Raw genomic sequence first — 19,455 nt, forward strand, 5'->3', positions numbered from 1 at the left:
AGGGCGAGAGGGGCGGGGTGCTGTATTCCGCTCTGCCCGGCGACGGGGGATAAGTCGTTCTCTCCGTCGGCTGTGGAGGACTTATGCCGACGCGGCGAGCCAGCGCCCGGAGCGCACTCGCCACCCCAGCGTCGCCAGCCGTGCGAGCAGGTACACCCCGAAGAACGCGACGGCGAGCCACACGAGGCCGGCGGTGCCGTCGACCCCCGTCGCGGCGATGATGCCCAGGGCGGGCAGGAACGGCACGAGGTTCAGACCGCCCGCGATCGCCAGGTACCGGGCGTCGTCGGCCCCCATGAGCACGCCGTCGAGCACGAACACCACGCCTGCGATCGGCTGCGCCACCGCGAGCACGAGCAGGGCCGGCTGCACCACCTCCGCCACGGCCCGGTCGCCGGTGAAGACGATGCCGAGCACCCCGGAGAGGGCGGCGATGACGGCGCCGACCACGACCCCGAACCAGGCGCCCCATGCGACCGTCCGCGCCAGCACCCGGCGCACCTGCTCCTCGTCCCCGGCGCCCAGCTCCTTGCCGATCAGCGCCTGCGCGGCGATCGCGAGTGCGTCGAGGGCGAAGGCCGCCGCCGAGAAGATGGTGAACACGATCTGCCAGCCGGCGAGCTCCTCAGTGCCGATCCCCGTCGCCACGGCCACGGTCGCGAGCAGGGCGACGCGCAGGCTCACGGTGCGGAGGAACAGCCAGCCGCCCGACGTCGCGGTGTGGCGCAGACCGTCCCGCTGGGCCCGCAGCGACGCGCTGTGCCGGGTCGCGAGGCGCCGGACCACGAGCGCGTACGCCGCGACCATGCCCCATTGCGCCGTCACCGTACCTGCCGCGGAGCCGGCGATGCCCCAGCCCAGCCCGTAGATGAAGAGCCAGTTCAGCAGGGCGTTCGCCGCGAAGCCGAGTCCCGCGATCCACAGCGGGGTCATGGTGTCCTGCATCCCGCGCAGGAGACCGGTGGCCGCGAACACGATCAGCATCGCGGGGAGACCCCACATCGAGATCACGAGGTACTCGTTGGCCTGTGCCGCGACCTCCGCGCTCGCGCCGAACAGGGACACGAGCCCGGGGGACGAGACGGCGCCGACGACGGCGAGCACGGCACCCAGGCCGAGCGCGAGCCACATGCCGTTGATCCCGACCGAGACCGCCTCCCCCGGATGACCGGCCCCGAACCGACGCGCGACCGCGGGGGTGGTGGAGTACGCGAGGAACACCATGAGGCCGACGATCGTCTGCAGCACGGCTCCGGCGATGCCGAGCCCGGCGAGGGGGACGGTGCCGAGGTGGCCGACGAGGGCGGCGTCGACGATGAGGAAGGCCGGCTCCGCGATGAGCGCGCCGAGCGCGGGGACCGCCAGGCGCAGGATCTCGCGGTTCAGGGAGGTGCGGGCGGCCATCCTCCGAGCCTATGACCTGTCGTCGACACCCGAGACCTCCGGCCTCGACCGGACGTAGGGTGAAGGAGGAGCTCCGAGCGGACGGAGGCGCATCATGACGGATCCCCGGGAGGCGGCCGCGCGCTATCGGGCCCGGCAGCAGCACGACGGTAGTGCTGAGGACGAGGTCGAGACCGGCACCCCGTCCGTAGCGGCCGCGGTCGATCGGGCCGCCTTCGTCGAGTCCGCCATCCAGGTCGCCATCCGCCGTGGTGACTTCGACGACCTCCCGGGAGCCGGGAAGCCGCTCGAGGGGCTCGGCGATCATCACGACCCGGACTGGTGGATCCGTCGGAAGATCGAGTCCGAGGGGCTGACCGGGCTCGGCCCCCCGGCCATCCTCCTGCGCACGGAGGATCGCGAGCTCGACGGGCAGCTCGACCTCCTCGGCAGGGAGTCCGACGTGCGGGAGGTGCTCGAGGACTTCAACCGTCGTGTGCGCGAGGCCCGCCGGCAGCTGCAGGGCGGACCGCCCGTCGTGACCCCGCTGCGCGATGTCGATGCCGAGGTCGCCGCGTGGGCGGAACGCCGCGCGACGCGGCCCGCCCCTGCCGAAGCGGCACCCCCGCGCCGACGCTTCGGGCGTCGACGCCGGGACTGACCTCTTCTGGACACCGTGGGGGACCCCGGCCATAGGCTGGAGCGCATGACCGACGTGCTTCCCGCGGGCCTCGCGCTCGACGACCTCAGCCCCGACATCCGCCCGCAGGACGATCTGTACCGTCACGTGAACGGCGCCTGGATCGCTCGCACCGAGATCCCCGGAGACAAGGCGCGCTGGGGCTCCTTCCATCTGCTGGCCGAGCAGGCCGAGAAGGACGTCCGTGCGATCGTCGAGGAGTCGCAGGAGGCGGAGGAGGGCACCCTCGCCCGCAAGATCGGCGACCTCTTCGCGAGCTTCATGGACACCGACCGCATCGCCGCGGCCGGCGTGACCCCGCTGGCCGAGACGTTCGCCGAGATCGACGCGATCGACGGCATCCCCGCCTTCCTGCGCACCGTGGGGACCTACGACCGGGAGGGCCGGGCTGCGGTCATCGGCCTCTACGTCGACGGCGACCCCGGGAACCCGGAGCGCTACCTCCCGGTGCTCGTGCAGGCCGGGCTCTCGCTGCCGGACGAGAGCTACTTCCGTCTCGACACCTTCGCGGAGACCCGCGCGGCGTACCGGGAGCACCTCGAGCGCCTGCTCTCGCTCGCCGGCGTCGCCGATGCCGCGGCGCAGGCCGAGCGCTCCATCGCGCTGGAGACCGAGCTCGCCGGGCACCACTGGGACAACGTGCGCAGCCGGGACGCGGTGGCGACCTACAACCTCAAGACGTGGGACGAGCTGCAGGAGCTCGCAGGCGTCGACCTCGCCCCGTGGCGCGCGGCCGTGACGCCGACGAATGCGCAGGCGTTCGACGAGGTCGTCGTCGCGCAGCCGAGCTTCTTCGAGGGGCTGGGCGCTCTGCTCACTCCGGAGCGGCTGGACGACTGGAAGGCGTGGCTGCGGGCGAAGGTCGTGCACGCGGCGGCGCCCTACCTCACCGACGAGCTCGTGCAGGAGAACTTCTCGTTCTACGGCACCCAGCTCACCGGCGTCCCCACCCTCCGCGAGCGCTGGAAGCGCGGCGTCTCCGTCACCGAGGGGGCACTCGGTGAGGCGATCGGCAAGGTCTACGTCGAGCGTCACTACCCGCCGACGGCGAAGGCGGCCATGGACGAGCTCGTCGCCAACCTCGTCGAGGCCTATCGGCAGAGCATCGAGACGTTGGAGTGGATGACCGCGGAGACCCGGCAGCGCGCGCTCGCGAAGCTGGACGCGTTCACCCCGAAGATCGGCCACCCCGAGGTGTGGCGCGACTACTCGGCCCTCGTGATAGACCGGACCGATCTCCTCGGCAACGTGCGCCGCGCGGCGATCTTCGAGCACGACCGCAACATCGACAAGGTCGGGAAGCCGATCGACCGCACCGAGTGGCACATGCCGCCGCAGATGGTGAACGCCTACTACAACCCCTCGATGAACGAGATCGTCTTCCCCGCGGCCATCCTCCAGTACCCGTTCTTCGACGCCGGGCGCGATGCGGCGGCGAACTACGGTGGGATCGGCGCGGTCATCGGGCATGAGATCGGCCACGGCTTCGACGACCAGGGCAGCCGGTACGACGGCGAGGGGCGCCTGCAGGACTGGTGGACCGACGCCGACCGTGCGGCCTTCGAGGAGCGCACCAAGGCGCTCATCGCCCAGTACGACGCCCTCGTGCCGGAGGGGCTGGACGCCGAGCATCACGTGAACGGCGCCCTCACGATCGGTGAGAACATCGGCGATCTGGGCGGCCTCGGCATCGCGCTGAAGGCGTACGAGCTGTCGCTGCGCGCCGATCCGTCGGTGCCGGAGCCTGTCGAAGGGCCGGTCATCGACGGCTACACCGGTGTGCAGCGGCTGCTCCTGTCCTGGGCGCAGGTCTGGCAGCAGAAGAGCCGCGAGGCCGAGACGCTGCGCCTGCTGACGATCGACCCGCACTCGCCCAACGAGTTCCGGTGCAACCAGATCGTCCGCAACATCGACGCCTTCTACGACGCCTTCGGCGTCACCGAGAAGGATGCCCTCTGGCTGCCGGAGTCGTCCCGTGTGACCATCTGGTGACGAACCTCCGGACTCTGTGAGGCTCGCTCCGGCGGTGGGGTTACGATAGCCCTGCCGCCGGGCGCCCCTTCCCGGATGCGCAGTATCCCTCCCCCTCCTGAAGGACCACGCGTGGGTGCGACCGACCCTGGTGACGCGTTCCGGAACCCCTCGGCTCCCGGAGCGTCCGGGAGCGCGCCCGAGTCGTCCAGCGGTCGACGTTCGCAGCGGCCGGGAGCCCGTCGGCTGCCGCGCCGCGTGGCCGTCGGTCGGCGGTCGTTCACGTCGACGCTGAAGGCTCTCGAAGGCCTCGCGAACGCCGGGGCGCAGGTGTCGGTGCACGTCGTCGACCTCGACTCCCATGTGCACGTGCTGGCGGGCGACGACCACGTCACCATGCCCGTCGCCGGGCTCGGGGTGGTCCCGTTGCTCATCGAGGTGGCGGCGGCGTTCGAGTCCGGTGCCCTCGACCCGCTCGAGATCGTGGAGCGCACGAGCGTCGAGGCCGTGGAGAGCTCCGGGCTGTGGCGGCACCTGCGGGCCCCGGCGCTGCCGCTGGAAGACCTCGCCGTGCTGGCCGCGACCGCCGGCGATCCGATCGCCGTGAACATCCTCCTCCAGAAGGTGGGGCACGACCGGGTGCGGGAGCGCATCGAGGGGCTGGGGCTGCGTCGCACCGCCCTGCTCGACCGGTTCCGCGATCGCCGCGGTCCGGACGACGCCCCGCAGGTCGCGGTGGGGTCGGCGCGCGAGCTGGCCGGACTGTTCTCCGCGCTCGTGAACTCCCAGGTCGTCGATGCCGCCGTCAGCGCCCAGGTGTCGGAGTGGCTCAGCCTCAACCAGGACCTCAGCCTCGTGGCCGCCTCGACCGGGCTCGACCCCTTCGCGCACGAGCACGACGCGCACGGCCTGCTGTTCGTGAACAAGACCGGCCGCGACCGGGGAGTGCGCGCCGAGGCGGGGGTGCTCGCGGGGCCGCGGGCCGGTGTCGCCTACTCGATGATCGTGTGCTTCGATGACCTGTCGATCAGCCACCGTCTCCGCGCGCACGACGCCTTCCGCGTGCTCGGCGTCGAGCTCATGGAGTACACGCACTGACCCCGCCTGACCCCGCGCGCGGCCTCAGGCATCCGCGTGGCATCAGGCTTCCAGGGCGGCCATGAGCCTGACTTCCCGTGGTCGCCTGACTTCCCGTGGTCGCCTGACCTCCCGTGGTCGCCTGTTTCGCCTCCCCTGGATCCTGCGCGCGAAGGCAGGCATCCGCGTGGCTTCAGGCTTCCAGAGTGGCCATGACCCTGACCTCCCGCGGTCGCCTGACCTCGCGCGTTCTTCTGTTTCCGCGCCCCCTGGATTCCGCGCGTGAACGCAGGCAGCCGCGTGGCATCAGGCTTTCGGGCGTGTAGCCAGCCTGATGTCGCGTGCTCGCCTGAAGCGGCGCGAGCGCCTGATGTGGCGTGCTCGCCTGCTCGTGCGAGGCACGGGCTAGCATCGGGGGATGCCTCAAGCCTGGTCCCCGCACCGCCGCGACGACGGAGAGCTGCTCGGCTGGATCCATCCGGAGGGCGAGGACTGGGTCGCCGTCGATGTCCTCGGGCGCAGGGTCTCCGGCCCGGGCGAGTGGCTCGACGCGGAGGCCGCGCTGGAGGAGCACGGCATCGCCTGGCTCGCTGATGCGTGGATGCTCGAGGGAGAGGACGACCGCCCGCTGCGGGTGCGCATCCTCGAGGTCACGCCGGACGAAGAGGGCGCGCCGGGGCGCATCGTCGTGAAGGTCGACGACTTCGGGGACATGACCCGACCCGCGACCGCACGGTTCACTCTGCCGTGGCCGCTTCCCGCCCGGCTGCGGCCGCCGCGTGCCGACGACCCGGATCCGCGCACGATCTCCCGCTGAGACCCGGCGCCGCACGTCGCAGATCCGTCGCACGTCGCACGTCTTGCGGGAATCCTTGCGACATCACGCGAATCTCCGACCCCGCGCGAGTCAGCCCGGGAGTGACGGGTGCTGCTCCGTGGCGCGGCGCCGCGGGATGAACAGGGACAGGACCACGGCAACGATGCCGGCGGCGATCGCGAGCCAGAAGCACACCTCGAACGCGGTCCTCGTCGGCACGGCCACCCCGCCGACGTCGACGCTCATCGCCGCGAGCACGCCGCCCATCACGGCCGAGGCCGTTGAGGTGCCTACGGAGCGGAACAGTGCGTTGAGGCCGTTCGACGCCCCGGTCTCGTTCGCGGGCACGGAGCGCATGATGATCATGGGCATCGCCGCGAAGGTGAACCCGATGCCGACGCCGATGAAGATGTTGGCAACGAAGATGTGCCACACCTCGGTCGACCACAGCAGCACGAAGACGTAGGCGAGGACGATCGCGACGGCCCCGACGGTGAAGAGCGGACGCGGCCCCACGGTGCGCTCCAGCCACCCGGACAGCGGCGAGATCACCATCATGACCAGACCCGCCGGCATGATCACGAGGGAGGCGGCCACCATGTCGAGCCCGAATCCGGCGCCGCCCACTGCCGGCATCTCGAGCATCTGCGGGAACGTGACGTTCGAGGCGAACAGGGCGAAGCCCATGCCGATGGCGGCGATGTTGGTGAAGAGGACGGCGGGCCGGGCGGCGACGCGCAGGTCGAGCAGCGGATCGTCCGTGCGCAGCTGGTACCAGCCCCACAGCAGCAGCACGGCGACGCCGCCGATCACGCAGACGAGGGTGAGCGGCGCCGTCCAGCCCCACTCGGCGCCGCGGGAGACGAAGAGCAGCAGGCCGGTGAGGCCGATCGCGAGTCCGATGGCCCCGAGCACGTCGAGGCGCCCGGGGGAGCGGAGCACGTCCTCCGGCACCACGGCGAGCACCAGGAGCAGCCCGAGGACTCCGAGGGCGGCGGCGAGCCAGAACAGCATGTGCCAGTCGGCGTTCTCGGCGAGCAGCGCGGCGACGGGCATGCCGATCGCCCCGCCGACGCCCATGGTCGCGCTCATCAGGGCCACCGCGGTGCCGAGGCGTTCGGGGGGCAGCACGTCGCGCATAATCGCGATGCCGAGGGGGACGACGCCGGTCACGGCCCCCTGGAGGGCCCGGCCGATGATGACGCCGACGATGGATCCGGAGAGTGCGGCGATGACCGACCCCACGATGAGGATCGCGAGGAGCACGATGACGACGCGGCGCTTGCCGTACATGTCGCCGAGACGGCCGGAGATGGGGGTCGCGACGGCGGCCACGAGCAGGGTGATCGTGACCACCCAGGTGGTGTCCTCGCGGGAGGAGTTCAGCAGCTGCGGCAGCTCGGCCTGCAGCGGCACGACGAGGGTGAACATGAACGACGAGCACAGGCCCGCGAACGCCAGCACCGCGATGATCGCCCACCGCGGAGGGGTGCGGGAGAGGCGTTTCCTTGCTCTGTCGTCGTTCGCACCCACCGGCTCAGGCTATCGGCGTTCCCGGTATCGCGGGGCCGATGTGGTTGCATGGACGGATGACGGATGACACCGCGCCCGCGCAGCACCCCGCCGACTCCCCGTACCACCGCCGGCTCCCGATCGGGGAGGTGCTCGACGCCTCGGCGCTCGCGGAAGGCCTGCCCTGGGCGTTCGAGAGCATCACGATGCGACCGCTGGAGCCGATGCTCGTGCCGGAGGAACCCCGAGCCGGCGAGCACGACCCGGCCGCGTGCGGCCACTGCGGTCCGAGCGTGCACACCATCTGGCACGACGACCTCTGGCAGGTGCGTTCCGGGTGGGACGTCGGCGGACTGCCCTTCATCGGCGGCGTCGCACCGCGCGAGCACTGGCTCCTCGAGAACGCCCCGCAGGACGTGCTCGCCGGCCTCGGACCGCTGATGCAGCGCGTGTCGGAGGCGGTCAAGAGCATCCCCGGCGTCGCCCGCTGCCACTTCGGCCGCTGGAACGACGGCTCCGCGCACATGCACATGTGGGCGCTGGCCCGCCCGGCCGGGATGATGCAGGGACGCGGCGCGGTGCTCGCGTTCTGGGACGGGATCCTGCCGCCGCTGCCGGCGGAGATGGCCGAGGACCACCTCCGCATCGTCGCGGAGGCGCTCGCCGCGGGCGGGGGACAGGCCTTCCCGTACCGATGAGCCGGAGTCGGTTTCCGCGAACGGGCGGAGGAGGGGCAGACTGGGATCGTGCGAACCATCCGCGATCTCGACACCGTTGAACTCATCCTCGACGCCCAGAGCCTGCTCGACTCCATCCGGGGTCCGCAGCGCGTGGTGGACGCCGGGACCCTCCGTGCCCTGCAGCAGTCGGGCAACTACGTCGTCGGCTTCTTCGACGGCGAGGGCGACGAGGAGCGCATGGTCGGCGCCTCGATCGCCTTCTTCGGCGAACCGGCCCGCCGTGCCATGCACTCGCACATCACGGCCTTGCTGCCCGAGTACCGGGGGCGCGGCTGGGGCCGGGAGCTCAAGGAGCACCAGCGGCAGTGGGCGTTCTCCCGCGACGTCGGTCGCATCACCTGGACCTTCGACCCGCTGGTCGCCCGGAACGCGCACTTCTTCCTCACCGTCCTCGGCGCGCGCGCCACGGGCTACTCGGTGAACCGGTACGGCATCTTCGGCGGTGGCGACGCGGGCGACGAGAGCGACCGCCTCGACGTCGAGTGGGCGCTCGCGGACATCGCCAAGCCCCCGGCGGACGACGCCGTCGTGGAGACGCTGGAGATCCCGGACGACATCGAGGGCATGCGGGAGTCCGACCCCGCGGCTGCGCACGAGTGGCGGCTGCGGCTGCGCGCGCAGATGGAGGGCCTGCTCGGCAGCGGCCTCCACATCGCGGGCTTCGAGACCGGCCGGGGCTACCTCTTCACCGCGTGATCGCCGGGGCCGTCACCGCACGCCTCGCATGAGCCGCAGCACCGGCTTCACGCTCAGCAGCAGTCCGATGCCGACGAGGATCGCGATGCCGCCGAGGATCGAGAAGTACGGCACCTCGTTCTCCGGATCGTAGAACTTCACGAGCTCGCCCGAGATGGCGGTGCCGAGGGCGATCGACAGGAAGAACAGCGCGACCATCTGCGTGTGGAAGACGGCCGGGGCGAGCTTCGTCGTCACCGACAGCCCGACCGGCGACAGCAGCAGCTCGGCGACGGTGAACACGAAGAGGATGCCGACGATCGCGAGCAGCGGCGTCGAGTTCGCACCGCCGCCGGAGAAGGGCAGGAACAGCAGGAACGCGGAGCCCATGATGATGGCGGCCAGTCCGAACTTGACGGGGGTCGACGGCTGGCGCTTCCCCAGCTTGGTCCAGATCGCCGCGAACACCCCGGACAGGATGATGATGAACACCGGGTTGATGGACTGCACCCACGACACCGGCATCTCCCACCCGAACAGGTCGCGGTCGAGCCGCTTGTCGGAGTAGATCGTCAGCACCGTGAACTGCTGCTGGTACAGCGACCAGAACGCGACGCTCGTGAGGAACAGCGGCAGGAACCCCCAGACCCGCGAGCGCTCGGTGGCATCGATGCGGCGGCTGCCGAGGATGACCGCGAAGTAGGCGACCGCGGCGATCACGGTGACCGCGATCACGATGGTGGCGAGGTTGTCGGCCTGGATGACCCCGGTCAGCACGAGCACCGCGATCACGACGACCGCACCGACCGCGATGCCGGCGACCAGCGGGTAGCGCGTGCGGGGGAGCGGGTTCGGCACCTCGCGCGCGGAGGCGGGCAGGCCGCGGCGGCCGAACGAGTACTGCACGAGACCCAGCGTCATGCCGAGGGCGGCGAGGCCGAACCCCCAGTGGAAGCCGAGCGTCGACTGGAGCAGTCCGGTGAGGATCGGGCCGAGGAAGGCGCCGAGGTTGATGCCGAGGTAGAACAGCGAGAACCCGGCGTCGCGTCGTTCGTCGTCCGGACGGTACAGCGTCCCCACGACCGACGTGGCGTTCGCCTTCAGACCTCCCGAGCCCAGGGCCACGAGCACGAGTCCGACCCCGACGCCGACGAACCCCGGCAGGAGTGCGAGGGCGAGGTGGCCCGAGACGATGACGATGGCGCTGACGAACAGCACCCGCTCCGAGCCGAACAGCCGATCGGCGAGCCAGGCCCCGAGGATGGTGGACAGGTACACCGAGCCGCCGTACGCGCCGACGATCCCGCCCGCCACCGCCTCCGGGAGGCCGAGGCCGCCATCGGCCACCGAGAAGTACAGGTAGATGAGCAGGATGCCCTGCATGCCGTAGAAGCTGAAGCGCTCCCACATCTCCACACCGAAGATGTGCACGAGCGACCACGGCTGTCCGAAGAAGCGGGTGTCCTCGTCGCGGGAGGCGGGCGGCTGCGCGGTGGTGCTCATGCGTGGGACGGTACTCCTCCCGCGGGTCCCGCGGCCAGGGGTTGCGCTCCGGCCCCGGATAGAATGGGGGTGCCCGTGCTCACGGGCATTCTCCGCATCCGACCATTGGAGCCACCGTGGCCGAACAGTCCCGCCTCGACAAGGTCATCGCCCTCGCCCGCCACCGCGGTTTCGTTTTCCAGGCGGGTGAGATCTACGGCGGTTCCCGGTCGGCCTGGGACTACGGACCCCTCGGCACCGAGCTGAAGGAGAATATCCGGCGGCAGTGGTGGCAGACGTTCGTGCGTGGCCGCGGCGACATGGTCGGCCTCGACTCCAGCATCATCCTGCCCAAGCGCGTGTGGGAGGCCTCGGGTCACGTCGCGACCTTCACCGACCCGCTCGTCGAGTGCCTGCAGTGCCACAAGCGCTTCCGTGCCGACAACCTCATCGAGGACTTCGAGGCGCGCAAGGGTCGCAAGGCCGAGAACGGTCTGGCCGACATCCCCTGCCCGAACTGCGGCACCAAGGGGCAGTACACCGAGCCGAAGGCGTTCTCCGGTCTGGTGAAGACCTACCTCGGCGTCGTCGACGACGAGTCCGGCCTCTACTACCTGCGCCCCGAGACCGCGCAGGGCATCTTCGTGAACTTCTCGAACGTGCTCACCGCGAGCCGCAAGAAGCCGCCGTTCGGCATCGGCCAGGTCGGCAAGGCGTTCCGCAACGAGATCACCCCCGGCAACTTCATCTTCCGCACCCGCGAGTTCGAGCAGATGGAGATCGAGTTCTTCACGCCGCCCGCCGAGGCGCCGCAGTGGTTCGACCACTGGGTGGAGGCGTGCTGGAACTGGTTCATCGACCTCGGGATCGACCCCGAGAACATGCGCCAGTTCGACGTGCCGGAAGACGACCGCGCGCACTACTCGGCCGGCACCATCGACGTCGAGTACCGCTTCGGCTTCGCGGGCAAGGAGTGGGGCGAGCTCATGGGCGTCGCCAACCGCACCGACTACGACCTCTCCAGCCACAGCGAGGCTTCCGGCCAGAGCCTGACGTACTTCGACCAGGCCACGGGCGAGCGCTACACGCCGTATGTGATCGAGCCGTCCTTCGGCCTCACCCGCGCGATGATGGCCTTCCTCGTCGACGCGTACGTGGAGGAGCAGGTACCCAACGCCAAGGGCGGGACCGACACCCGCACCGTCCTCAAGCTCGACCCGCGCCTGGCTCCGGTCAAGGCGGCGGTGCTCCCGCTGTCGCGCAACGAGAAGCTGTCGCCGCTCGCCCGCGAGGTCGCCGACACCCTCCGCGGCTCGTGGGCCGTGGACTTCGACGACGCCGGTGCGATCGGTCGTCGCTACCGCCGCCAGGACGAGATCGGCACGCCGTTCTGCGTCACGGTCGACTTCGACTCGCTCGACGACCGCGCGGTGACCGTGCGCGACCGGGACACCATGGCGCAGGAGCGCGTCCCGATCGACGAGCTGCACGCCTACTTGGCGGAGCGCCTCCGCGGCGCGTGAGGTGACGGCACCGGGGGGAGCCGGCGCACGGGGGGAGTCCTCGCCCGTGCGTCCGGTCGCGGCCATCGTGCTCGGCGCGCTCGCCGTGTCGTGGATGATCCTCACGGTGCTCGACCTGCGCGAGAACGACGGCGCGGGGCCCATCATCGCGATGTTCGGCATCCCGGCGCTCGCGGCGGCGGTCATCATCCAGATCGTGATGGCGCGGCTGGGGGAGCGCAAGCGGGTGCCGAAGGCCGTGTTCTGGTGGGTGCTCGCGGTGCTGCCGCTCGGGACCCTGGCGGGCTTCGTCGTCGCGATCCTCCGCGACCCGGACTACTTCATCGCGGACGAAGGCCCCTGGATGCTCCTCTGGGTGCCGGTCTTCATCGTCGTGGGGCTGCTGCTCGGCGCCCTCGTCTGGTTCTTCTTCGTGTTCCCCCTCGTGTCGCTCGTGACCGTGATCCGCTTGATCGCGCGCGGGGAGGCGAAGCCCGGCGCCCTCATCATGCCGATCGTGCTGCTGAGCCTCGGCGTGCTGAGCATCGTGGGCGGACTCTCGATCGACACCGACAGCAGCGGCCGGGCGTCGTGGGGATCGATCATCGCCGCGTTCCTCGGTCTTCCCGGGAACTACGAGGTGATCTGGGAGCCCGGCCTCTGGATCGTCCGCGGCATCGTCCTCGCGATCATCCTCCTCTTCGCCCTCCCCGCCCGCCTCTCCTCCCGCCTCTCCTCCCGCCCCCGCCGTTGACGCCGAGACCTCGGGTTTCCGTCGAGACCCCGGGGTGCATGCGGGCACACGGCGGGGTCTCGCCGGGAAAGCGGGGTCTGGCGGGCGTGGAGTGACCCTGCTATGGTCGCTCCTCGTGGGTACTCTGATTCGCTAGATCGGGACGCCGCGTCGAGAGCTCTTCTCCGCGGTGGGTCCTGAGCGAACGCGCCCGACTCCGGGCGCGGTCGAGGTTCCTGTTCCCCGCGTCATCGACGCAGATCCCGGCCGTGCGCGTGCGCCGCTGGAGAGGACCCCTCATGTTCCCTGTACTCTCGACCCCTTCCGACACCTCGGCGCGCGCTCATCGCGAGTGCGCGATCCGGGCCGCATCCGTCCGGTTCGCCGACCGTCTCGTGCTGGACCGCATCGATCTCGCCGTCGGGCCCGCCGACCGCCTCGCCGTCATCGGCGACAACGGCGCCGGGAAGTCGACTCTGCTCGATCTGCTCGCCGGTGCTCTCGCGCCGACGTCCGGGGAGGTGCGGCTCGACCTCCCCGGCGGGATCGCGCATGCCCGGCAGAACCCCGTGTTCGCGGACGGGGCGACGGTGGCCGATGCCATCGACGATCTCCTCGGCGACCTCCGCGAGCTGGAGCGCGGACTCGGCCATGCCTACGACCTCCTCGCCGCCGCGACACCTTCCGAGCGCGCGTCGCAGATGGCCGTTGTGGCCTTGTTGCAGGACCGTTTCGAGTCCCGCGGGGGATACGACGTCGACCATCGCATCGACATCGCCCTCGAACAGCTCGGGGTGGGCGGGCTGGATCGCGGACGATCCGTGGCCGCGTTGTCGGGCGGAGAGCGGGCGCGGCTCGCTCTCGCGGTCGCCCTCTCTTCCGGAGCCGAGCTGCTGCTCCTCGACGAGCCCACGAACGACCTCGATGACCGGGCGCTGACCTGGCTCGAGGCGCGACTGGCCGCGCATCGGGGAGCGCTGGTGGTCGTGACGCACGACCGAGACTTCCTGGACCGTTTCGCGACGGCTGTCGTCCAGGTGGAGGACGGTCGGATCCGTCGCTACGGCGATGGTTACGCCGGGTTCCTGCGGGCGCGCGAGGCCGAGCGCCGGGCCGCGGTCGCGCGCCACGAGGAGTGGAAGGCCGAGCTCTCTCGCGCCGAGTCCTTGCTCGCGGCCAACGCGTTCCGGCTGGAGGCGATCCCGCGAAAGCTCGAGCTCGACGGGTTCGGTCATGGCGCGTTCCGAGCGCGGAGCCGTGATCACGGTGCCGTCGGACGCATCCGCATGGCGAAGGAGAGGTTGTCGCGGCTGCGGGAGAACCCGTGCCCGGCGCCGCCCGAGCGCCTCCGGTTCGTGGTCGCGGCAGAGGATCGCGCACCGCTCGACGACCCGCTCCTGACCCTCGATGCCGTCTCCCTCCGCGAACCGGGACGACGGCTCGACGTGTCGCACTGGACGATCGAGGCCGGTTCGCGATGGCTCGTGACCGGGCCGAACGGGGCCGGGAAGACGACACTCCTCCGTCTCCTCGTCGGCGAGCTCCTCCCCGCATCCGGGACGCTCGTCCGCGCCGACGGGCTGCGCGTCGCCTTCCTCCGGCAGGAGGTCGACACGCGCCTGCGGGGTACCGCCGTCGAGGTCTTCGCGGCCCGGACCTGGACGCCGCCGACGGATGCGCACGACGCTCTCCTGGCTCATGGACTCTTCCGTGGGCCGGAAGCGGACCGCGACGTGCGGACCCTCTCCGTCGGGCAGCGTCGGCGGCTGGATCTCGCGGTCGCGCTGGCGACGCCGTTCGATCTGCTGCTGCTCGATGAGCCGACGAACCATCTCGATCCCGAGCTCGTGGAGCAGCTCGAGGGCGCCCTCGTCGACCATCCCGCCGCCGTCGTCACGGTGACGCACGACCGGCGGTGGCGGCGTCACGCAGCGTATGCGCGGCGCGTGCAGGTCGAGGAGGGGGTGGCCACCGCGTGAGACCCCGCCTTCCCGCCGAGACCCCGGGCTCCGCACGTCCGCACGCCGGGGTTTCGGCGGGAACCCGGGGTCTCGGCGGCAGGAGAGGGGGAGCTACGACGTGACTGTCAGGTGCATGCGCGCGTCGCCGCCGGACTCGACCCAGGCACGCGAGCGCTCGAGGATCCCGCGCAGCACGTCGAGGTCGACCCGGTCGAGGTCCTTGAGGTAGAGGCAGCCCACCCCCGTCGTGTGCGGGCCGAGCGCGCCGAGAGCCTCCGCGTGGGCGTCCACGCCGTCGAGGAGGTAGATCGTCGTCGCGGCCTTCCGGGGGGGCGAAGCCCAGAATGCCGCTGTCGCCCTCCGTCCCGGTGGGGTAGCGGTAGTGACAGGAGCCGAACCCGATGATCGAACCCCAGGTCTGCGGCTCGCGCCCGGTGATGTCCTGCAGGAGAGCGGTCAGCGTCTCCGCATCACGGCGACGCACGGCCGGGGAGGAGCGGGCGATCAGCCCCGCGACGTCGTCCCCGGTCGGCTGCACTACTTCGCCGCCTTCGCCGCGGCCTTCATCGCCTTCTTGTACTCGCGCACCTTCGTCAGCGACTCCGGCGACACGATGTCGGCGACACTGCGGTACGAACCGTCCTCGCCGTAGGGCGCCGAAGCCTCCCGCCAGCCCTCGCCGGTGAACCCGTACTGCTTGCCGAGGAGGGCGAGGAAGATCTTCGCCTTCTGCTCGCCGAAGCCGGGAAGGGCCTTGAGCCGTTCGAGCACCTCGGCGCCGCTCGGCTGGGTCCCTGAGCCTGTCGACGGGCGCGTCCACAGGGCGGCGGCATCTCCGTCCCACTCGTCGACGATCGCCTGGCACAGGGTCTGCACCCGCGTCGCCATGGAGCCGGGGAACCGGTGAACGGCGGGCGTCTGCTTGAAGGCCTCCAGGAACTCCTCCGGTGCCATGCCCGCGATCGCCGCAGCATCCGCGGCTCCCGTCCGCTGCTCGATCTTGAGCGGTCCGGTGAACGCGGTCTCCATGGGGATCTGCTGGTCCAGCAGCATGCCGATCAGCAGAGCCGTCGGGTTCTCGGTCAGCAGGGCGTCGGCGGCGGTGTCTCCGGTGATGTGAAGGGCCATGCCTCCAGTCTCCCACCCCGCCGGATCAGGCTGTGGCGGCGTCTTCGACCGTGTCCGCGGCAGGGGTGATCCCGTACAGCGTCGCGAGCGCGGCGGCGAACTCGTCCGCGCGACCGGCGGCGGCGAGCTCATGAGCCCGCACGGTCGGCGTGTGCAGCAGCACACCCGAGAGGTGCCGCAGCGCCTGCTCGACCTTGCCGTCCTCGTCGCCTCGGGCGCGGGCGCGGTCGATCTCACGCTCCAGCAGCTCGAAGATGTGCGAGCGGAAGGCCACGACTGACGGGGTCACGCTCTGGCGGGCGCCGACCACGTGGAAGGTCTCCGCGGCTTCGCGGACGACGCTCCGGGCGGCGTCCGTCGCCTGCAGCTCCTCCAGCGGAGCGTGCAGGCGGATGGTCTCCAGATCCAGCAGTGCGACGCCCTCCAGCGCAGCCACGGCCGGGTCGACGTTCCGCGGCATGCCGAGGTCGACCACCAGTCGGCTCGGGACACCGGTGGTGCCGCTGGTCGCGACGACGGGGCAGCCCGCGGCGGCGAGGCCGACCGGCAGCTGCAGATGCTCCGGGCCCAGCACCGGCTCGGTCGCGGTGGTGCAGGTGATCAGCAGCGTGGAGTGCGCCGCCGTGCGGGCATACTCCTCGGCCGGTACCGGGCGGATGTCGTGCTTCGCCGCGAAGATCTCCGCACGGCCGGACGGGGAGTAGACGGAGATGTCGACGGCGCCGCGTTCACGCAGGGTCGCGAGGGTGACGGCCGCGTAGGCGCCCGTGCCGACCAGCAGCACGCGCTCGGCGGACCAGTCGGCGATGCGGCTGTCGGCGAGCTCCAGCGCGAGGCGCACGAGCGAGCGCCCGGCGCGGCCGAGGGCGGTGACGTTCTTGACCTTGCGCTGCGCCTGGCTCGCGCGCTGGAACAGCCGCTCGAGCTCGGGAGAGGTGGTGCCGTCCTTGCGGGCCGACTTCAGCGCCCGACGGACCTGGCCGGCGATCTCACCCTCACCGGAGACGACGGACTCGAGGCCGGAGGCGACGGAGAAGAGGTGCTCGGCGACGCGGCGACCGGAGTGCACGGCGTAGGCGCCGTCGAGATCGGCGGCGGGGATGCCGGTCGCGGACTCGACCGCCTCGATCACGGCTTCCACGCCGATGGCGCCGGCCGCGGTCACCGGCTCGTCCATCTCCACGTACGCCTCGAAGCGGTTGCACGTCGCCAGGACCACGGCACCCTGCACGCACGGCGCCATGCCCACAATGGTGGGAGCGACGTCGTCGGGGGTGCGGCTCAGGCGTTCGAGCAGTTCGAAGGAGGCGGTCTTGTGACTCGCCGTCACACACAGCAGCACCCTTCGATTGTACCCGAGCGTCCGAGGGCGGGACTCGGCGGCTCCATATGCGCCGGATGGGAGGATGGGGGCATGGCACTCTCCGACGCCCCGCTGCTGCGCGCCCTCACCGGCGATCGCCCCGCCACCGCTCCGGTCTGGTTCATGCGCCAGGCGGGCCGCTCCCTGCCCGAGTACCGGGAGCTGCGGGTCGGCACGCGCATGCTCGACGCCTGCCTCACCCCCGACCTCGCCGCCGAGATCACCCTGCAGCCGGTGCGGCGGCACGGCGTCGATGCGGCGGTCTTCTTCAGCGACATCGTCATCCCGCTGCGCCTCGCCGGCGTGGAGGTCGAGATCGAGCCCGGCCGCGGCCCCGTCTTCGCGAACCCCGTGCGGACGGTCGCGGACGTCGACCGCATCACGGCGATCGATCCGGAGAGCCTGGACGGCAGCGCCATCGCGGAGGCCGTCGGCATCGTCGTCGCGGAGCTCGGCGACACCCCGGTCATCGGCTTCGCGGGGGCGCCATTCACCCTCGCCGCGTACCTCGTCGAGGGCGGTCCGTCCAAGGAGCACCTGCGCGCCCGCGGCATGATGCACGCCGAGCCCGAGGCCTGGCACCGTCTCGCGGGCTGGCTGGCGCAGATCTCACGGCGGTTCCTGGAGACGCAGCGCGATGCGGGCGCCGCGGTCGTGCAGCTCTTCGACAGCTGGGCGGGTTCGCTCAGCCCCGCCGACTACCGCACCTTCGTGGCGCCGCACTCCCGCACGGCTCTGGACGGCATCGGGGTCCCGACCATCCACTTCGGCGTCGGCACCGGCCCCTTCCTCGGCGACATGCGGCTCGACGGCATCGCGGACGGTGTGGGGGTCGACTGGCGGCTGCCCCTCGACGAGGCCGCCGCGATCCTCGGCCCCGACGTCTCGGTGCAGGGCAACATCGACCCCGCGTTCCTCGGCGCACCGTGGCCGGTGCTCGAGGCGCATGTCCGCGACGTGCTCGAGCGCGGTCGCGCGGCCCGCGGGCACATCCTCAACCTCGGCCACGGCGTGCCCCCGGAGACCGACCCCGACCAGCTCACGCGCATCGTCGAGCTCGTGCACGCCGGCTGACCTCCGTTCGAATCGCCTGCTTTGCTGCATCTGCGGCCCAGATGCAGCCATTCAAGCGATTCGAAGCGCGCGCGCCAGCCGCAGGTCCGACAGACCGAAGCGCCCGGTGGGCAGCGCCGCGCGGATGCTGTCGTCGTCGAACGGTCGCGAGGGACGGATGCCCTCCGGCGGCTCCGGTGCCCACGGTGCCGGCTCGCTGACGCCCTCCGCGAGCATCCGCGCCTGCGCCTTCGCGACCAGGGGGACCACCATGGTCCACTCGGTGAGCTGCGCGAGCACCCGCACGACCCAGGTCGGCACCGGGAGGAAGGCGGGGCGGCGTCCGGCAACGCGGGCGATCCGCCGGATGGCCTCTCCGAGCGTCACCTCGTCCGCGCCCATCACCGCGACGGTCGGTTCCGGGATCCGCCCCTCGAGCGCGGCCACCAGCACGTCCGCGGCATCCTCGACCGGGACCGGGCGGGCGGTGCGTTCGCGGTAACCGACCGTCCAGAAGAACGGGAGGGTGCGGACGGCGCGGGTCACGTGATCGACCATGTGATCGCCGGGGCCGTAGATCATCCCGGACTTCAGGATCGTGTGCGGCAGCCCGGAGCCGCGGACGATCTCCTCGGCCTCCCACTTCGACTCGTGGTAGCCGGAGCCGCAGTCGGGACGGGCGCGGAGGAAGCTCACCATGACGAGGCGTCGGACACCGGCGCGGCGGGCGGCTTCGACGACGGCGGCCGTCCCCTCCACGTGCACGCGGCGGAAGGTGTGGTCGCCGATCTCCCGGTTGATCCCGGCGCAGTGGGCCACGGCGTCGCATCCGGCGAAGGCCGCGGCCAGCGCATCGACGTCCGTGATGTCCGTGCCGGAGCGTCGGGAGATCACCACGGGCTCCTCCAGGCGGTCGGCGAGGGCGCGGCCGACGAATCCACTGCCTCCGGTGATGGCGACCTTCATGGTGTTCTCCTTCGCTAATTAGCTATCTGGCGAAACTGTATCTAGCGAAGGTGCTATATTGCAAGCATGGCCGACAGCGCATCCGACATCTTCGCGGCGCTCGCCCATCCCACCCGGAGGCAGATCCTGCAGGACCTCAAGGAGGGGGAGCTCGCAGCCGGGGAGATCGCGTCGCGGTTCTCCGCGAGCGGGCCGACCATCTCCCGCCACCTGAGCGTGCTGCGGCAGGCAGGCCTCGTCTCCGAGCGTCGCGACGCCAACCGCATCTTCTACTCGCTCGTCGGCGAACGCCTGGCCCTCTCCGTGGGCGACTTCCTCTCCACCGTCTGCCCCGAGCAGATCGTCCTCCGCGAGGTCCGCAAGCGCGGTCGGGCCTGACCTCCGTTCGAATC

18 protein-coding genes are annotated in these 19,455 nt (G+C 71.2%); 11 read left to right on the top strand and 7 right to left on the bottom strand.

Going from position 1 to position 19,455, the window contains the following annotated elements:
• Positions 1–81 precede the first annotated feature (81 nt).
• Positions 82–1,404: an MATE family efflux transporter gene (locus tag ACIQID_RS12065; protein ID WP_312674766.1), complete on the bottom strand. Its 1,323-nt coding sequence runs from the start codon at positions 1,402–1,404 to the stop codon at positions 82–84.
• Positions 1,405–1,498: 94 nt separating this feature from the next.
• On the opposite strand from ACIQID_RS12065, the gene ACIQID_RS12070 reads away from it, so the two are divergent.
• The 4 genes from ACIQID_RS12070 (at position 1,499) to ACIQID_RS12085 (ending at position 5,948) form a co-directional block, all read left to right on the top strand.
• Entirely contained in the window at positions 1,499–2,044 is a 546-nt protein-coding gene (locus tag ACIQID_RS12070; protein ID WP_400285170.1) for a DUF1992 domain-containing protein, read from the top strand.
• Between the two features lie 45 nt (positions 2,045–2,089).
• Positions 2,090–4,075, top strand: coding sequence for a M13 family metallopeptidase (locus ACIQID_RS12075; RefSeq protein ID WP_400285173.1), 1,986 nt, complete (start codon positions 2,090–2,092; stop codon positions 4,073–4,075).
• A gap of 111 nt (positions 4,076–4,186) precedes the next feature.
• The gene (locus ACIQID_RS12080; protein ID WP_312674769.1) at positions 4,187–5,152 is read left to right on the top strand and encodes a serine hydrolase; all 966 of its coding nucleotides are present in this window, start codon (positions 4,187–4,189) and stop codon (positions 5,150–5,152) included.
• A gap of 397 nt (positions 5,153–5,549) precedes the next feature.
• Positions 5,550–5,948: a hypothetical protein gene (locus ACIQID_RS12085; protein ID WP_400285176.1), complete on the top strand. Its 399-nt coding sequence runs from the start codon at positions 5,550–5,552 to the stop codon at positions 5,946–5,948.
• A gap of 90 nt (positions 5,949–6,038) precedes the next feature.
• On the opposite strand, the gene ACIQID_RS12090 is transcribed toward ACIQID_RS12085, so the two are convergent.
• A complete protein-coding gene (locus ACIQID_RS12090) occupies positions 6,039–7,481 on the bottom strand; it encodes an MFS transporter (RefSeq protein WP_400285179.1) in 1,443 nt (480 codons plus the stop codon).
• Positions 7,482–7,537: 56 nt separating this feature from the next.
• On the opposite strand from ACIQID_RS12090, the gene ACIQID_RS12095 reads away from it, so the two are divergent.
• Both ACIQID_RS12095 and ACIQID_RS12100 read left to right on the top strand, forming a co-directional pair.
• Positions 7,538–8,158, top strand: a complete 621-nt coding sequence (locus ACIQID_RS12095) for a hypothetical protein (RefSeq protein ID WP_312674772.1) — start codon at positions 7,538–7,540, stop codon at positions 8,156–8,158.
• Positions 8,159–8,206: 48 nt separating this feature from the next.
• Positions 8,207–8,896: a GNAT family N-acetyltransferase gene (locus ACIQID_RS12100; protein ID WP_400285183.1), complete on the top strand. Its 690-nt coding sequence runs from the start codon at positions 8,207–8,209 to the stop codon at positions 8,894–8,896.
• A 12-nt stretch (positions 8,897–8,908) separates the two neighbouring features.
• On the opposite strand, the gene ACIQID_RS12105 is transcribed toward ACIQID_RS12100, so the two are convergent.
• Positions 8,909–10,378 carry a peptide MFS transporter gene (locus ACIQID_RS12105; RefSeq protein ID WP_312674774.1) on the bottom strand — a complete coding sequence of 490 codons (1,470 nt, stop codon included), beginning with the start codon at positions 10,376–10,378 and terminating at the stop codon, positions 8,909–8,911.
• Between the two features lie 116 nt (positions 10,379–10,494).
• Here ACIQID_RS12105 and ACIQID_RS12110 point away from each other — a divergent pair, with 116 nt between their 5' ends.
• The 3 genes from ACIQID_RS12110 to ACIQID_RS12120 all read left to right on the top strand — a co-directional run bounded on the left by ACIQID_RS12110 (position 10,495) and on the right by ACIQID_RS12120 (position 14,571).
• Positions 10,495–11,880, top strand: coding sequence for a glycine--tRNA ligase (locus ACIQID_RS12110; protein ID WP_400285187.1), 1,386 nt, complete (start codon positions 10,495–10,497; stop codon positions 11,878–11,880).
• A gap of 46 nt (positions 11,881–11,926) precedes the next feature.
• Positions 11,927–12,613 carry a hypothetical protein gene (locus ACIQID_RS12115; RefSeq protein ID WP_400285190.1) on the top strand — a complete coding sequence of 229 codons (687 nt, stop codon included), beginning with the start codon at positions 11,927–11,929 and terminating at the stop codon, positions 12,611–12,613.
• Positions 12,614–12,891: 278 nt separating this feature from the next.
• Positions 12,892–14,571: an ABC-F family ATP-binding cassette domain-containing protein gene (locus tag ACIQID_RS12120; RefSeq protein ID WP_400285193.1), complete on the top strand. Its 1,680-nt coding sequence runs from the start codon at positions 12,892–12,894 to the stop codon at positions 14,569–14,571.
• Positions 14,572–14,664: 93 nt separating this feature from the next.
• On the opposite strand, the gene ACIQID_RS12125 is transcribed toward ACIQID_RS12120, so the two are convergent.
• The 3 genes from ACIQID_RS12125 to ACIQID_RS12135 form a co-directional block, all read right to left on the bottom strand.
• Positions 14,665–14,844: a hypothetical protein gene (locus tag ACIQID_RS12125; RefSeq protein ID WP_400285196.1), complete on the bottom strand. Its 180-nt coding sequence runs from the start codon at positions 14,842–14,844 to the stop codon at positions 14,665–14,667.
• 246 nt (positions 14,845–15,090) lie between these two features.
• Positions 15,091–15,681, bottom strand: a complete 591-nt coding sequence (locus ACIQID_RS12130) for an HhH-GPD-type base excision DNA repair protein (protein WP_400285199.1) — start codon at positions 15,679–15,681, stop codon at positions 15,091–15,093.
• A 25-nt stretch (positions 15,682–15,706) separates the two neighbouring features.
• Positions 15,707–17,023, bottom strand: coding sequence for a glutamyl-tRNA reductase (locus tag ACIQID_RS12135; protein ID WP_331201349.1), 1,317 nt, complete (start codon positions 17,021–17,023; stop codon positions 15,707–15,709).
• A gap of 72 nt (positions 17,024–17,095) precedes the next feature.
• Between ACIQID_RS12135 and hemE the strand changes: the two genes are divergently transcribed.
• The gene (gene hemE / locus ACIQID_RS12140; RefSeq protein ID WP_085605597.1) at positions 17,096–18,118 is read left to right on the top strand and encodes a uroporphyrinogen decarboxylase; all 1,023 of its coding nucleotides are present in this window, start codon (positions 17,096–17,098) and stop codon (positions 18,116–18,118) included.
• A gap of 51 nt (positions 18,119–18,169) precedes the next feature.
• On the opposite strand, the gene ACIQID_RS12145 is transcribed toward hemE, so the two are convergent.
• The gene (locus ACIQID_RS12145) at positions 18,170–19,063 is read right to left on the bottom strand and encodes an NAD(P)H-binding protein (RefSeq protein WP_400285204.1); all 894 of its coding nucleotides are present in this window, start codon (positions 19,061–19,063) and stop codon (positions 18,170–18,172) included.
• Positions 19,064–19,129: 66 nt separating this feature from the next.
• Here ACIQID_RS12145 and ACIQID_RS12150 point away from each other — a divergent pair, with 66 nt between their 5' ends.
• Positions 19,130–19,441 carry a metalloregulator ArsR/SmtB family transcription factor gene (locus ACIQID_RS12150; RefSeq protein WP_060921528.1) on the top strand — a complete coding sequence of 104 codons (312 nt, stop codon included), beginning with the start codon at positions 19,130–19,132 and terminating at the stop codon, positions 19,439–19,441.
• Positions 19,442–19,455 lie beyond the last annotated feature (14 nt).

The organism is Microbacterium sp. NPDC091676 (genome assembly GCF_044756645.1).
Classification (GTDB): domain Bacteria; phylum Actinomycetota; class Actinomycetes; order Actinomycetales; family Microbacteriaceae; genus Microbacterium; species Microbacterium paraoxydans_D.

Coding starts and splice junctions, on each gene's coding strand:
- ACIQID_RS12065 (WP_312674766.1), bottom strand. CDS start 1,404: ATGGCCGCCCGCACCTCCCTGAACCGCGAGATCCTGCGCCTGGCGGTC.
- ACIQID_RS12070 (WP_400285170.1), top strand. CDS start 1,499: ATGACGGATCCCCGGGAGGCGGCCGCGCGCTATCGGGCCCGGCAGCAG.
- ACIQID_RS12075 (WP_400285173.1), top strand. CDS start 2,090: ATGACCGACGTGCTTCCCGCGGGCCTCGCGCTCGACGACCTCAGCCCC.
- ACIQID_RS12085 (WP_400285176.1), top strand. CDS start 5,550: ATGCCTCAAGCCTGGTCCCCGCACCGCCGCGACGACGGAGAGCTGCTC.
- ACIQID_RS12095 (WP_312674772.1), top strand. CDS start 7,538: ATGACGGATGACACCGCGCCCGCGCAGCACCCCGCCGACTCCCCGTAC.
- ACIQID_RS12105 (WP_312674774.1), bottom strand. CDS start 10,378: ATGAGCACCACCGCGCAGCCGCCCGCCTCCCGCGACGAGGACACCCGC.
- ACIQID_RS12120 (WP_400285193.1), top strand. CDS start 12,892: ATGTTCCCTGTACTCTCGACCCCTTCCGACACCTCGGCGCGCGCTCAT.
- ACIQID_RS12130 (WP_400285199.1), bottom strand. CDS start 15,681: ATGGCCCTTCACATCACCGGAGACACCGCCGCCGACGCCCTGCTGACC.
- hemE (WP_085605597.1), top strand. CDS start 17,096: ATGGCACTCTCCGACGCCCCGCTGCTGCGCGCCCTCACCGGCGATCGC.
- ACIQID_RS12145 (WP_400285204.1), bottom strand. CDS start 19,063: ATGAAGGTCGCCATCACCGGAGGCAGTGGATTCGTCGGCCGCGCCCTC.
- ACIQID_RS12150 (WP_060921528.1), top strand. CDS start 19,130: ATGGCCGACAGCGCATCCGACATCTTCGCGGCGCTCGCCCATCCCACC.